General features: G+C 71.6%; 10 protein-coding genes. 5 read left to right on the plus strand and 5 right to left on the minus strand.

Annotation, left to right across the window (positions count from 1 at the left end):
- Nucleotides 1–216: 216 nt before the first annotated feature.
- The gene (locus tag OG349_RS03590; RefSeq protein ID WP_327233184.1) at nt 217–696 is read right to left on the minus strand and encodes a hypothetical protein; all 480 of its coding nucleotides are present in this window, start codon (nt 694–696) and stop codon (nt 217–219) included.
- 392 nt (nt 697–1,088) lie between these two features.
- Between OG349_RS03590 and OG349_RS03595 the strand changes: the two genes are divergently transcribed.
- The 3 genes from OG349_RS03595 to OG349_RS03605 all read left to right on the plus strand — a co-directional run bounded on the left by OG349_RS03595 (nt 1,089) and on the right by OG349_RS03605 (nt 5,333).
- Nucleotides 1,089–2,639, plus strand: coding sequence for an alkaline phosphatase D family protein (locus OG349_RS03595; protein WP_327233185.1), 1,551 nt, complete (start codon nt 1,089–1,091; stop codon nt 2,637–2,639).
- Between the two features lie 160 nt (nt 2,640–2,799).
- Nucleotides 2,800–4,230: a M20/M25/M40 family metallo-hydrolase gene (locus OG349_RS03600; protein ID WP_327233186.1), complete on the plus strand. Its 1,431-nt coding sequence runs from the start codon at nt 2,800–2,802 to the stop codon at nt 4,228–4,230.
- A 170-nt stretch (nt 4,231–4,400) separates the two neighbouring features.
- Nucleotides 4,401–5,333, plus strand: a complete 933-nt coding sequence (locus OG349_RS03605; protein ID WP_327233187.1) for a LysR family transcriptional regulator — start codon at nt 4,401–4,403, stop codon at nt 5,331–5,333.
- Between the two features lie 58 nt (nt 5,334–5,391).
- On the opposite strand, the gene OG349_RS03610 is transcribed toward OG349_RS03605, so the two are convergent.
- The gene (locus tag OG349_RS03610; protein ID WP_327233188.1) at nt 5,392–6,981 is read right to left on the minus strand and encodes a FadD7 family fatty acid--CoA ligase; all 1,590 of its coding nucleotides are present in this window, start codon (nt 6,979–6,981) and stop codon (nt 5,392–5,394) included.
- A gap of 269 nt (nt 6,982–7,250) precedes the next feature.
- Between OG349_RS03610 and oxc the strand changes: the two genes are divergently transcribed.
- A complete protein-coding gene (oxc, locus tag OG349_RS03615; protein WP_327233189.1) occupies nt 7,251–9,002 on the plus strand; it encodes an oxalyl-CoA decarboxylase in 1,752 nt (583 codons plus the stop codon).
- A 57-nt stretch (nt 9,003–9,059) separates the two neighbouring features.
- A complete protein-coding gene (frc, locus tag OG349_RS03620) occupies nt 9,060–10,316 on the plus strand; it encodes a formyl-CoA transferase (RefSeq protein ID WP_327233190.1) in 1,257 nt (418 codons plus the stop codon).
- Nucleotides 10,317–10,454: 138 nt separating this feature from the next.
- Here the strand turns inward: frc and OG349_RS03625 are convergent, their stop codons facing one another.
- The 3 genes from OG349_RS03625 to OG349_RS03635 form a co-directional block, all read right to left on the minus strand.
- Complete coding sequence (locus OG349_RS03625; RefSeq protein WP_327233191.1) at nt 10,455–11,888, minus strand: PQQ-dependent sugar dehydrogenase; 1,434 nt, start codon at nt 11,886–11,888, stop codon at nt 10,455–10,457.
- A gap of 185 nt (nt 11,889–12,073) precedes the next feature.
- Nucleotides 12,074–13,057, minus strand: a complete 984-nt coding sequence (locus OG349_RS03630; protein WP_327233192.1) for an aldo/keto reductase — start codon at nt 13,055–13,057, stop codon at nt 12,074–12,076.
- A 133-nt stretch (nt 13,058–13,190) separates the two neighbouring features.
- Nucleotides 13,191–13,712 (minus strand): hypothetical protein, encoded by a 522-nt coding sequence (locus OG349_RS03635; RefSeq protein ID WP_327233193.1) that lies wholly within the window; start codon nt 13,710–13,712, stop codon nt 13,191–13,193.
- Nucleotides 13,713–13,716 lie beyond the last annotated feature (4 nt).

Below are 13,716 nucleotides of genomic sequence, written 5' to 3' on the forward strand. Positions count from 1 at the left end.
GTACCGGGCGGTCGGTCCCGGCCCTGACAGCGGCCCGACCAGCATGATCGTCCGGGCGGAGAGAGACCGTCAACCGCCCCCGGGCCGCCGATAATGGCGCGCATCTCACAGGGTCCGCGCGGAACCGGCACGTGGGGTGCGGCCGTCTGAATCAGATGGGCCGCCCGGTGAATCCGGCGGCGCCGGGGCGGCGTTCGCCCCGGCCGCGCCCGCCCCTCAGATCCGGTGCCCGTGCTCCCGCCCGTACGCGTCCCGCTCGGGCGGCGGCCAGGTGGGGGCGCCCGCGGCGAGCGCGTCGTCTATCTCCCTCACCGTGTCGTGGTTGTAGACCTCCGCCACCTGACGTACCAACAGCAGTGCCTCGGTCACGGCCGGTTCCAGCGGGCGGTCCGTGCGGCTGATCCCGGCGGGGAGGTTGCCGAGGTCGCGGGCGCTGCGGAGCTTCCAGCCGGCCTTCGCGTCGAGGCCCGCGGTGGCGAAGCCGAGAGCGGAGGCCATCGTGACGGCCGCCTCCGAGGCTCCCGCGGTGAGGAGGGCGAGCCCCGCCTCGTGTTCGACGGCCGTCCCGGGGGCGGTGAGCGTACGGCAGGAGGTCTCGGCCTCCTTGAACAGATGGCGCGCTTGTTCGAGCAGGAGCACCGCCCAGGCGAGTTGGGCGACATCGGCGTACGGGGGCGGCGTGCCTGGCATCTCCATCACGGGCTCCCTGAGGTCGGCTGACTCCGAGCGTAGGGAGCCGGGGCCCCCGGCGGGAGTGATTTCGCTCAGAGCAGCTCGAACAGGGCGGATCGGCACCCCTCGGGCGGCGCGTTGGCCGGATCCGGTCGTAGCACACCTCTTGCGGACCGAGTGCGGATCGTGCCGGGACGCGCGCCGCGCGACGACCCTCCGGAGGCGCCCGGCGGCCCGATCCGTGGCACTCAGGTGAATCCGTTGGTACTCCCGGGGTATTCATTCCGTCCGGATTGAGCTGATACGGCGTCAGTGGACACTCTTGTGTCACGGTCCGGCCGGGTGAAATTGGGTGCCTGTGTCTGTGGACCTGACACCTTCTCCGCGGCTATGCCGCAAATGAGAAGGGAACCCCCATGCCCGAACTCGCCCGCCGCCGCCTGCTGATGGCCGGTGCCGCCACCGCCGGCGCCGTCGCCACCGGACAGTTGCTGACCGCTCCCGCCGCCCGCGCGAGCGGAGTCTCCCGCCCCGCCTACGCCCCCCTGCCGGACGGCCTGTTCACGCTCGGTGTCGCCTCCGGAGACCCGCTGACGACCTCCGTCGTCCTGTGGACCCGGCTCGCCCCGGACCCGCTCAACGGCGGGGGCATGCCGGACAGAACGGTGCCGGTCCGCTGGCAGGTGGCCCTGGACGAGCGGTTCCGTACCGTCGTCCGGCAGGGCAGCGCCGCCGCCTCGCCGTCGCTGGGGCACAGCGTCCACGTGGACGTGACGGGCCTGAGCGCCGGCCGGGACTACTGGTACCGCTTCCGCGCCGGCTCGCAGCTCTCCCCCGTGGGGCACACCCGCACGGCCGCCGCGAACCCCTCCAGGCTGCGCGTCGCCCTGGCCTCGTGCCAGAACTGGCAGAACGGTTACTTCACGCCGTACGCGGACATGCGGCGGCAGGATCCGGACGTCGTGGTCTTCGTCGGCGACTACATCTACGAGAGCGCCCCCGCCGCCTCGGCCGTACGCCGCCACGAGGGCACCGGGGAGCCGGTGGACCTGGTGGGGTACCGCAACCGCTACGCGCAGTACAAGACGGACCCCGACCTGCGGGCCATGCACGCGGCCGCCCCGTGGATCGTGACCTTCGACGACCACGAGGTCGACAACGACTTCGCCGGGGAGATCCCGCAGGACCCGGGCAAGCAGCCGCACGACGCGTTCGTGGCCCGGCTGACCGCCGCCTACCAGGCGTTCTACGAGCACATGCCGGTCAGGGCCTCGGCCGTGCCGAACGGTCCGCACATCCGGATGTACCGGCGTTTCGACTTCGGCCGGCTGGTACGGCTCAACGTGCTGGACACCCGGCAGTTCCGCAGCGACCAGGCGGTCACGCACGCGGGCGCCCTGGACCCGTCGCTGACCATGCTGGGCGCGGCGCAGAAGCGGTGGCTGCGGTCGGGTCTCACCACCTCCCGGGCCCGCTGGAACGTGCTCGCCTCGCAGATCATGATGGCGGAGACCGACATCCTCGCGGGTCCCGGCAAGGAGTGGTACTACGACGCCTGGGACGGCTACCAGGTCGAGCGCAACGATCTGCTGGCCCGCTTCCGGAACGTGCAGAACCCGGTGGTGCTCAGCGGCGACCGCCATCTGACGATGATCAGCGACCTGAAGCGGGACTACGCGGACCCGAAGTCGGCCGTCGTCGGCGCCGAGTTCGTGGGGACGTCCATCAGCTCCAACGGTGACCAGAGCGTGGCGGCGTTCGACGCGCAGTGGGATCCGCTGCGCGCCGACAACCCGCACTGGAAGTTCATCGACTGCCACCGCGGCTACCACCTCTTCGACATCGGGACGAAGGGCATCGACGCGCAGGTGAGGACGGTCGGCACGGTCCTGCGGCCGCAGTCGCCGTCGGTGGCGCTGGCCCGGCTGCGGGTGGAATCGGGGCGCCCGGGGGTGACGAAGGCCTGAGGACGACGCGGGGGCCGGGGCGGGTCCGTGAATGGAGCCGCCCCGGCCCCTCCGGTGCGGCCTTGTGATCCGTTGTTCTGTCCATGACCATGGAGCGCCAGGTCTGCCCCACGCCTCTCGCGTACCGGCAGACCCATCCGCATCCGTGGAAGGGACCGTCATGCCCCAGCACCCCACAGGGACGCCCCGCAGGACCGTACTGTCGTCCGCCGCCGCCGTCGCGGCCGGAGCGGCCGTCGTCGCCTCGGCCCCGTCGGCGAGCGCGGCCGGATCCGGCGGCCGGGAGCCGGGCGGCAGACCCGCCGCGACCGTCCAGCACCCCGACCGGGAGCTCCGGGAGCTGCTCAAGGAGGTCGACCGCGACCGGATCGAGGCGACCGTACGGCGCCTCGCCGCCTTCGGGACCCGGCACACCCTGTCCACGCAGGACGACCCCGAGCGGGGCATCGGCGCCGCCCGGGACTGGATCTTCGCCGAGCTGAAGCGGTACGCGGCGGCCTCCGGCGGCCGGATGACCGTGGAGCTCCAGTCGTACATCCAGGAACCCGCCTCCCGGATCCCGGTGGCCACCCGCATCACCAACGTGGTCGCGACGCTCCGCGGCGCCGTCGACCCCGGGAGGGTGCACGTCGTCTCCGGGCACTACGACTCCCGCGCCACCGACGTGATGGACGCGACCGGTGACGCGCCGGGCGCGGACGACGACGCCTCCGGGGTCGCGGTGGCCCTGGAGCTGGCGCGGGTGATGGCGAAGCGCCGTCCCGCCGCGACGATCGTCTTCGCGGCCGTCGCGGGCGAGGAGCAGGGCCTGTACGGATCGGCGTACCTGGCGGAGAGCTTCAAGGCCGCCGGTACGAACGTCCAGGCCATGTTCACCAACGACATCGTCGGCAGCTCCCGGGCGGACGACGGCACCCGCGACCCGTACACCGTGCGGCTGTTCGCGGAGGGCGTCCCCACGTCCGAGACCCCGCAGCAGGCCGACACCCGGCGCTCGGTCGGCGGCGAGAACGACTCGCCGAGCCGCCAGCTCGCCCGGTTCGTCCGCGACGTCGCGGACAACGACGCGACGGGCATGAACGTACGGGTGGTCTACCGCCGCGACCGGTACCTGCGGGGCGGTGACCACATCCCGTTCCTGGAACGCGGCTACGCGGCGGCGCGCTTCACCGAGCCGGCGGAGGACTTCGCGCACCAGCACCAGGACGTGCGGGTCGTGGACGGGAAGCAGTACGGCGACCTGCCCGAGTTCTGCGACTTCGGCTACATCGCCCGCGTCGCGCGGGTCAACGGCGCGGTGCTGTGGACCCTCGCCCAGGCCCCCGCGGCCCCGCGCGGGGTGAAGATCGTCACCAGCGCGCTCACCAACGCCACCCAGCTGGTCTGGGACCCGGGCACGGAGCCCGATCTCGCGGGGTACGAGGTGGTGTGGCGCGAGACGACCGCGCCGGAGTGGACCTCCGTGATCACGGTGGGTACGGCGACGAGTCATACCGTGGACCTGTCGAAGGACAACGTCTTCTTCGGCGTCCGGGCGGTGAACCGGGCCGGCCGGCGGGGCCCGGTGACCTTCCCCGTACCGCAGCGCTGATACCGGCCACGGACTCTGCCCGGGCGGACGCGGAAGAGTGACGTCCGTTCGGGGCCGGGTAGAGTTCGTGACCGCTGGTCAGCGGGCCGGTGGTGCCGCCGGACCGACCCGGGTCCGGGATCCGGCTCCACCGCGGTGCCCAGCGGGGCCCAGGCAGGGAGGAGTCGCTGATGCTGTTCCGTCAGCTGGAGTATTTCGTGGCGGTGGCCAGGGAGAAGCACTTCGCCCGGGCGGCGGAATCCTGCTACGTCTCGCAACCCGCCCTCTCCGCGGCGATCGCCAAGCTGGAACGGGAACTGAACGTCACGCTCATCAACCGGGGGCACAACTACGAGGGCCTCACCCCGGAGGGCGAGCGGCTCGTCGTCTGGGCCAAGCGCATCCTCGCCGAGCAGGACGCGTTCAAGGCCGAGGTGGCGGCCGTCCAGTCGGGCATCACCGGAACGCTGCGGCTGGGGACGGAACCGACGGCGTCGACGACCCTGGCGCTCCCCGTGGCGGCGTTCTGCGGGGCGCACCCCCTGGCGAAGGTGCAGGTCCAGTCCCGGCAGTCGGCCAAGGAGCTGCACCGCCAGCTCCGCGAGTTCGAGCTGGACGCGGCGATCGCGCACTTCGCGCCCGACGACCGGGAGAGCCTCCAGGTGGTGCCGCTGTACCAGGAGCGGTACGTCCTGCTCGCGTCCGGCGACCAGTTGATGCCCCAGAGCGACACCATGGCGTGGGCGGACGCGGCGCAGCTGCCGCTCGCGCTGCTGACGCCCGACATGCGGATCCGCCAGCTGATCGACCGGGTCTTCGCGGAGAACGGGGTCGTGGTGACCCCGCAGGTGGAGACGGACTCGGTCGCGTCCCTCTACGCCCACGTGGGCGTCGGCGAGTGGGCGAGCATCGTGCCGCACACGTGGCTGCGTGCCATGCCGGTGATCGGCAGGCCGCGGGCCGTCCGGCTGGTGGCGCCGGACGCGCGGGCGCAGATCTCGGTGGCGATCCACGCGGCGACGCCGGGCTCGATCGCCGCGCGGGCGTTCGTGAACGCGGCCACGGAGCTGTCGCTGGACGAGTTCTTCGACCAGTCGCTGCCGGGCGAGCACCGCATACGGTGAGCCGCCGACCGGCTGGGCCTCGGGTCGGCCGAGCCTCAGGTCGGCGCCCGTACGGCTGTCAGTGGCCGTACAGGCTCTGTACCGCCGGCCGGTCCAGGCCGCCCTTGGCCGTGTGCGGCAGCGAACCGACCACGTCGAGCCGGTCGGGCACCTCGGAGGCGGGCAGCCGGTTGCGGCAGTACTGGAGGATCTCGGGCCCGGTGGACTCGCCGTCGCTCACGACCACGACGGCGCCCATCCGCGGCCCGCTCCCCTCGTCGGGCAGGGCGAAGACGGCCGCCTCGGTGACGCCGGGGCACCCCGCGAGGATGTCCTCGACGTGCTCGGGCGAGATCACCGTACCGCCGCGGCTGATCAGGTTCTTGATGTGCCCGGTGAGGAACAGGTACCCGTCCTCGTCCAGTGAGCCCAGGTCGCCGGTGCGGAACCAGCCGTCGGCGAAGCCGCGCGCCGTCTCCGCCGGGTCGCCCAGGTAGCCGCGCGCGACGGTCGGTCCGTGCACCCACACCTCGCCCTGGGTGCCGACGGGGCAGGGCCGCCCGTTCCGGTCAAAGACCCTCAGGTCCACCCCGGTCGACCGGCCGACGGAGCCGTGTTTGAGGAACCCCTGCTGCGGCAGTGGTTCGCTGGTCGCCTGGTGCGTGGACTCGGTCATGCCGTACGCGGACAGGAGCGGTGCGCCGAGCGTGCGCTCCAGCGCCCGCTGGGTGGCGGTGTTGAGCGGCGCACTGCAACTGCGGACGAACTTGAGCGGCGCGAGGCTCGGGCCCGGGTACTCCGTCGCCGACCGCTCCAGGAGGATCTCGTGGACGGTGGGCGCCGCGGTGAACCAGGACGCGGACACGGCGCGTACGTCGTCCCAGAAGGTCGGCGCCGAGAAGCCGCCGCGCTCGGGCAGCAGGACACACCCGCCGCTGGCCAGGGTGGCCAGGAGGGCCGCGAAGAGGCCGTGTCCGTGGAAGAACGGCATCACCGCGACGGTCGCGTCCCCGGGGCCCAGCTCGTAGGTGGCGCAGATGTCCCGCACGGACGCGGCCACGTTGGCGTGGGTCAGCGGGACCATCTTGGCCTGGTCGGTCGTGCCCGCGGTGAACAGGACGAGGGTGTCGTGGTCGGCCAGCTCCCCGGCCGCGCCCCGCACCCGCCGTACCAGAGGCGCACCGGTGTCGAGTCCCGCGGACGCCGTCCCGGCGCGGGTGACGTCCACGCGCAGGGTCCACGCCGGTACGCCGACCGGCGCGAGGGGTACGGCGTCGGCGGCGGCCGGGCCCACCAGGACCGCCTGCGCGCCCAACGCGTGGAGCCGCGCGGACATGTCGGGCCCCGGCAGGGCCGGGTCGACCGGGGCGACCACCAGGCCGGCCCGTGCGGCGCCGAGCAGCGCGACGGCGAACTCGGCGGTGTTGGCGCAGACGAGGGCGACCGCGTCCCCCCGGCGCAGCCCGGTGGCACCCAGGCTCGCGGCGACGTCGTCGGCGAGGGACGCGAGGGCGCCGTACGAGAGGGGCACCCGGTCCGCGCCGGCGACGAGCGCCCGGGCCCGGGGACGGTCACGTACCTGCCGGTCGAGGAGATCTGTGAGTCCTGTGATCGTTGGGGGCCGATACCGGTTCTCGTCGCGCACGGATGCTGCGGTCGGAACCGCCATGACCACCTCCTCCTCGCACCAGGCCTGTTTGAAGACGTCAGGTAGCGAGCCTGCGCGGGCGCGGGGTGCCCGTCCAATACGCGATGGCGAACAGCCGATAGCGCAGGTCTATCAACCCAGGCGGAGGGCGGGCCGGCCCGCCTGTAGGGGGCATCGATAAATGCTGTTTATCGGCTGGTCGCCGATAGGTGTTGGACGGGAAGTCCCCCGCTGCCGAAGGTGTGATGAGAAGCCGAACAGGCATGCCTGCCCAAGGAGGACCCCGGACCATGACCGCCCCTTCCGCACCGGAGACAGCGGCGACCGCCGACGCTCGGGACGAGCTCACCGACGGGTACCACTTGGTCGTCGACGCGCTCAAGCTGAACGACATCGACACGATCTACGGGGTCGTCGGCATCCCGATCACCGACTTGGCCCGGCTCGCGCAGGCGCGCGGCATCCGCTACATCGGCTTCCGCCACGAGAGCAACGCCGGACACGCGGCGGCCGCGGCCGGTTACCTCACGAAGAAGCCCGGTGTGGCCCTCACGGTGTCCGCGCCGGGCTTCCTCAACGGACTCGTCGCGCTGGCGAACGCCACCACCAACTGTTTCCCGATGGTGCAGATATCGGGTTCCAGCGAGCGCCACCTCGTCGACCTCAAGCAGGGCGACTACGAGGAGATGGACCAGCTCGCCGCCGCGCAGCCGTTCGTCAAGGCCGCGTACCGCGTGAGCCGCGTGGAGGACATCGGGCGCGGTATCGCCCGCGCCCTGCGCACCGCGATCTCCGGGCGCCCCGGCGGTGTTTACCTCGACATCCCCGCCGCGGTGCTCGGGTCCATCATGGACAAGGAGGCGGGCGACAAGACGCTGAGCCGTCTGGTCGACCCCGCGCCGCGCCAGCTGCCCGCGCCCGAGGCGGTGGACCGCGCGGTCGAGCTGCTGGCGAACGCGGAGCGGCCGCTGGTGGTCCTCGGCAAGGGCGCCGCCTACGCGCAGGCGGACGACAAGATCCGCTCCTTCATCGAGTCGACGGGCATCCCGTACGTACCGATGTCGATGGCGAAGGGCCTGCTGCCCGACAACCACGCGCAGTCCGCCGCCACCGCCCGTTCGCTGGCGCTGAAGAAGGCCGACGTCGTGGTGCTCGTCGGCGCGCGCCTCAACTGGCTGCTGAACCACGGCGAGGCGCCGCAGTGGAACCCGGACGCGAAGTTCATCCAGGTGGACATCGAGCCCAAGGAGCTGGACAGCAACCAGCCCATCGCCGCCCCGCTGGTCGGTGACATCGAGTCGGTGCTCGACGCGATCGCCGAGCGCACCAAGCCGGGCCAGATCGCGGCCCCCGCCGCCTGGCGCGAGGAGCTGGCGGCGCGTTCGGCGACGAACGTCGCGAAGATGGCGGAGCGCCTCAAGGCGGACCCGTCGCCGATGCAGTTCATGGGCGCCCTCAAGGCCGTACGGGACGTCCTGCACGCCAACCCCGAGGCGTACCTCGTCAACGAGGGCGCCAACGCGCTGGACATCGCGCGCAACGTGATCGACATGCACGTACCGCGGCACCGCCTCGACAGCGGTACGTGGGGCGTCATGGGCATCGGCATGGGGTACGCGATCGCCGCGGCGGTGGAGAGCGGCCAGCCGGTCGTGGCCGTGGAGGGCGACAGCGCCTTCGGGTTCAGCGGGATGGAGCTGGAGACGATCTGCCGCTACCAGCTGCCCATCGTCACCGTCATCATGAACAACGGTGGTGTGTACCGCGGTGACGACGTCAACCCGCTGGAGACCGACCCCTCGCCGACGACCCTGATGCTCGGGGCGCGCCACGACAAGATGATCGAGGCGTTCGGCGGCAAGGGCTACCGCGCGACCACGCCCGCCGAGGTCGCCGCCGCGCTCACCGAGGCGATCGCCTCGGGCGGCCCGGCGCTCATCGACTGCGAGATCGACCCCTCGGCCGGCACCGAGAGCGGCCACATCGCGCACCTCAACCCCAAGGGCATCACCGTCGGCAACATCACGCCGGCGAAGAAGTGACCACCCCCGCACCGCACTGCCCACCGCACCGAGTTCATGACACAGAAGGAAGCAAACATGAGTGAAAAGCCGCTCGCCGGAATCAAGGTGATCGACTTCACCGGGGTCCAGGCCGGGCCCGCGTGTACACAGATGCTCGCCTGGTTCGGAGCCGACGTCATCAAGGTCGAGCGCCCCCAGGGCGGCGACGTGACCCGCGGTCAGCTGCGCGACATCCCGGAACTCGACGCGCTCTACTTCACCATGCTGAACAGCAACAAGCGTTCGCTGGCGATCAACACCAAGACCCCTGAGGGCAAGGAGGTCATGGAGAAGATGATCCGCGAGTCGGACATCCTCGTCGAGAACTTCGCCCCGGGCGCCCTGGACCGCATGGGTCTCGGCTGGGACCACATCCACGAGCTCAACCCCCGCCTGATCTTCGGTTCGGTCAAGGGCTTCAACGACGACTCGTCGTGGTCCGACCTGAAGGTGTACGAGAACGTCGCGCAGGCCGCCGGTGGCGCCGCCTCCACGACCGGTTTCTGGGACGGCCCGCCGACCATCAGCGGTTCGGCCCTCGGTGACAGCAACACCGGTATGCACCTGCTGATCGGTCTGCTCACGGCGATCATCCAGCGCGACAAGACCGGTGTCGGCCAGAAGGTCTCGGTGTCCATGCAGGACGCCGTACTCAACCTGACCCGTGTCAAGCTCCGTGACCAGCAGCGCCTGGAGAAGGTCGGTTACCTGGAGGAGTACCCCCAGTACCCGGCGACGGAGTTCGGCGACACGGTGCCGCGCGGCGGCAACGCGGGCGGCGGCGGCCAGCCGGGCTGGATCCTGAAGTGCAAGGGCTGGGAGACCGACCCCAACGCCTACATCTACTTCACGATCCAGGAGCAGAACTGGAAGCGGACCGCCGAGGCCATCGGCCGGCCCGAGTGGGTGGACGACGCGGAGTACAGCACGGCCAAGGCGCGTCAGCCGCACATCTTCGAGATCTTCGAGGAGATCGAGAAGTGGCTGTCCGACAAGACCAAGTACGAGGCCGTAGACATCCTGCGCAAGTGGGAGGTGCCCACCGCTCCCGTGCTCAGCATGAAGGAGCTGTCGGAGGACCCCGACATGCGCAAGAGCGGCACCATCGTCGAGGTCGACCAGAAGCTCCGCGGCAAGTACCTGACCGTGGGCAGCCCGGTCAAGTTCTCCGGCTTCAAGCCCGACATCGAGGGCGCGCCGCTGCTCGGTGAGCACACGGACGAGGTGCTCGCGAGCCTCGGGTACGACGAGGACGCCATCGCGAAGCTGCGCGAGGGCAAGGTCGTCGCCTGACGCGAACCGCGTCGTCCTGGCTGACTGGCTGACTGGCTGACTGGCTGACTGGCTGAACATCACACCGGCCTGGCTGAACATCACACCAGAAGGCGGTACCGGATTCCTCCGGTACCGCCTTCGTGCTGGAGTGGCCGGTCAGCCGATCGTGACGCGGAAGATCCGGTCCGAGCCCGGCCCTTGCCCCCCGTTCGCGTCGGCGTTGGTGGTGGCGAGCCACAACTGGTCGACGCCCGGGGCCTTCAGGACGGTCCGCAGCCGCCCGTAGGTGCCGATGTAGTACGCCGTGGCGGTGCCGACGTTCTCCGTGTCACCCGTGATCGGGATCCGCCACAGCCGTTCGCCGCGCAGCGAGGCCATGTAGAGGACGTTGCGGACGATCGTGATGCCGCTGGGCGAGGCCTCGGCGGTGCTCCAGGTCTTCTTGGGGTTGGTCGTGCCCGCGACGTTGCAGGTGCCCTCGCAGGTCGGCCACCCGTAGTTGCTGCCGGACTTGATCAGGTTGAGTTCGTCGGTGGTGGACTCGCCGAACTCGGAGGCCCAGAGGCGGCCGTTGCGGTCGAAGGCCATGCCCTGCGGGTTGCGGTGGCCGTAGCTGTAGACGTACGAGCCGAACGGGTTGCCGGGAGCCGCCGCGCCGGTGGTGGTCAGGCGCAGGATCTTGCCGTTGAGGGAGTTCCTGTCCTGCGCGAGGGCGGGCTGCTGCGCGTCGCCGGTGGACGCGTACAGGAAGCCGTCGGGGCCGAACAGCAGCCGGCCGCCGTTGTGGTAGCGGTTCTTCTGGATGCCCCGGAGCAGGACGGTGTAGCCGCTGAGGGTGGTGCCGTTGTACGTCATGCGCGCGACGCGGTTGCCCTCGGAGGCGGTGTGCATGAAGTAGACGTACCGGTTGGCGGCCCAGTTCGGGTCGACGGCGACGCCCAGCAGTCCGCCTTCGCCGCCGGTGGTCACCGTGTTGGGCACGGTGCCGACCTCGGTCCTGGTGCCGGCGGGGGTGACCTTGAAGACCTTGAAGGTGTCCCGCTCCGTGACGAGCGCGGAGGTGCCGTCCGGCAGCCAGTCCGTGCCCCACGGGACGGACCAGCCGCTGGACAGGGCGGTGGGGGTGCCGGGGACACCGCCGTCGGCCTGGCAGGCGGTGGTCGAGAAGGACACGGATCCGCTCGCGGGCGACGCGTTGCCTGCCGCGTCCTTCGCGACGACGGACAGGGTGAAGGGCGCGTTGCAGGCGAGTCCGGTCAGTGTGGTCGAGGTGGCGGGCGGGGTGCCCGTCAGCGTTTTCAGTACGGTGCCGCCGCCGCGGATCTCGTACGCCACCACGCCCTGGTCGTCCGTGGACGCCGTCCACCTGAGGTTCGCGCCGGTGGAGGTGACGCCGCTGACGGCCGGGGTGCCGGGGGCGGTGGGCGGCGTGTCGGCGGCAGCCGCCGGTTCACCGGTCCCGGCCTCCTGGCGGACGGTGGCGGCGCCCGCCGGACTCGACAGGACGGGTAAGCCGAACAGCATCGTGGCCGCGAGGGCGGCGACCGCCGCGTGGGCGCTCAGTTTCCTACGGGGTTTCCTGGACCTCATGAGCCGTACCTGCTTTCCTGATGTGGGGGTTTCAGGAGAGAACGGTCGGGCTGGGAACCGCTCTCACCGAACGCGTGTTCAGGTGGGGGAATCGCGTTCAGTTGCATGCGCAACCGAGCATGGCCGCTCGACGGACGAGGGTCAATGGTCCGGACTTGGCCAGCGCCCGGTGGTCAGGGTCCGGTTCAGGCCATGACCGGCGCGCGCTCGTCGAGCAGCCCCTCGGCGCGCAGGTCGGACCACACTTGTTCGGGGATCTCCGCGCCGAACGCCGCGAGGTTGCTCCGTACCTCGCCGGCGGAGCGCATCCCCACCACGATGCCCGCGACCACCGGATGCCGCAGCGGAAACGCCATCGCGACCTGAGGGACCGTCACCCCGTTGGCCTCGCAGACGTCGGCGATCCGATGGGTGCGGCGCAGCAGCTGCGGTGAGGCCGGCGCGTAGTCGAAGCGCGCCCCCTCGGCCGGCCGGTCCGTCGCCAGGAGGCCGGAGTTGAAGACGGAGGCCGCGAGGACGGACACCCCCCGGTCGGCGCACGCCGGGAGCAGGTCGTCCAGCGCCCCGTGCGCCAGCAGGGTGTAGTGGCCCGACAGCATCACGGCGTCCACGTCCGCCTCCTGGACTAGCCGCGTCAGCAGGGAGGTGTCGTACATCCCCGCGCCGACGGCGCCCACCACCCCCTGGGCGCGCAGTTCGGCCAGCGCGGGCCAGCCCTCGCGCAGCGCGGCGTCGAAGTGCCGCTCCGCGTCGTGCAGGAACAGCGTGTCGACGCGGTCGGTACCCAGGCGGGCGAGGGAGTCCTCGACGCTGCGCAGGATGCCGTCGCGGGAGAAGTCCCAGACCCTGCGGTGGGTCGCCGGGACCATGAACGACTCGTCCGTACGCCCCGCCGCGTCCTGGGGCACGAGCACTCTGCCGACCTTGGTCGACAGGGTGAACTCCCCCCGGGGCCTGGGCCGGAGGGCCTCACCGACGAGGCGCTCGGACTGCCCGATGCCGTAGTGCGGAGACGTGTCGAAGTAGCGGATGCCGCCCTCCCAGGCCGCCGCCAGCGCTCCCGCCGCGGTCGCGTCGTCCACCGGTGCGAAGAGTCCGCCCAACGGCCCGCCGCCGAACCCCAGTTCCGTGACCCGTACCGCGCTCCGCCCGAGCTGATTCACCCTCATGCCGCACCTTTCCCTGTCCCCCGCTCCTGGACCCACGAGCGCGCCAATCCTGCCATAGCCGGATTTCAGCGCACAGAAGGGGCGGACAGAAGGGGCGGACGGAAAGGGCGGACGACGTCCCACAGGATCCGCGTCAGGCGAGCATCGCCGCCATCCCCATGATCATCGCGGCGCCGCCCAGCTCCGCCACCACCGCCCGCCGCCACGGCCGTCCCGGGGCGGGCGCCGAGGGGGGCCTCAGGAGCCGGGCGAGGGGAACGCAGGCGCGGGCCAGCACCCAGCAGGCGACGAGGAAGAGGAAGAACCGCAGGTCGTACGTCCCTGAACCGCCGGCCATGCGCATCCCGGCCGGGTGGGCGGGGTCCCCGGCGGGGCCGGTCCTGGCGGCTCCGGCGGTCAGCAGCGCCATCGTGGCGAGGTCCACGACGGCCGGGGCCCGGCGGTGGGCCGGTCCGGCGCGCCCGGCCCAGAGGCAGGCCCCGGCGACGGCGACCGCCCCCGCCGTCAGGACCGTACCGCCTGCTCCGTACGCCATCAGCGCCATGACCCCCAGGACGACGGCGGACGGGCCCCAGCAGCGGCCGGCTCCGGCGAGCCGCTCCGCCAGGCACAGAGCGGCCCCCAACAGCCCGGCCGGCGCGATCAGTTCGTGCATCGTG

It is taken from the genome of Streptomyces sp. NBC_01317, assembly GCF_035961655.1.
In the GTDB taxonomy this organism is placed as follows: domain Bacteria; phylum Actinomycetota; class Actinomycetes; order Streptomycetales; family Streptomycetaceae; genus Streptomyces.

Bases quoted from the DNA above. Each gene is read 5' to 3' on its own strand.
- OG349_RS03590 (WP_327233184.1), bottom strand. From the start codon at position 696: ATGGAGATGCCAGGCACGCCGCCCCCGTACGCCGATGTCGCCCAACTC.
- OG349_RS03595 (WP_327233185.1), top strand. From the start codon at position 1,089: ATGCCCGAACTCGCCCGCCGCCGCCTGCTGATGGCCGGTGCCGCCACC.
- OG349_RS03600 (WP_327233186.1), top strand. From the start codon at position 2,800: ATGCCCCAGCACCCCACAGGGACGCCCCGCAGGACCGTACTGTCGTCC.
- OG349_RS03605 (WP_327233187.1), top strand. From the start codon at position 4,401: ATGCTGTTCCGTCAGCTGGAGTATTTCGTGGCGGTGGCCAGGGAGAAG.
- OG349_RS03610 (WP_327233188.1), bottom strand. From the start codon at position 6,981: ATGGCGGTTCCGACCGCAGCATCCGTGCGCGACGAGAACCGGTATCGG.
- oxc (WP_327233189.1), top strand. From the start codon at position 7,251: ATGACCGCCCCTTCCGCACCGGAGACAGCGGCGACCGCCGACGCTCGG.
- frc (WP_327233190.1), top strand. From the start codon at position 9,060: ATGAGTGAAAAGCCGCTCGCCGGAATCAAGGTGATCGACTTCACCGGG.
- OG349_RS03625 (WP_327233191.1), bottom strand. From the start codon at position 11,888: ATGAGGTCCAGGAAACCCCGTAGGAAACTGAGCGCCCACGCGGCGGTC.
- OG349_RS03630 (WP_327233192.1), bottom strand. From the start codon at position 13,057: ATGAGGGTGAATCAGCTCGGGCGGAGCGCGGTACGGGTCACGGAACTG.
- OG349_RS03635 (WP_327233193.1), bottom strand. From the start codon at position 13,712: ATGCACGAACTGATCGCGCCGGCCGGGCTGTTGGGGGCCGCTCTGTGC.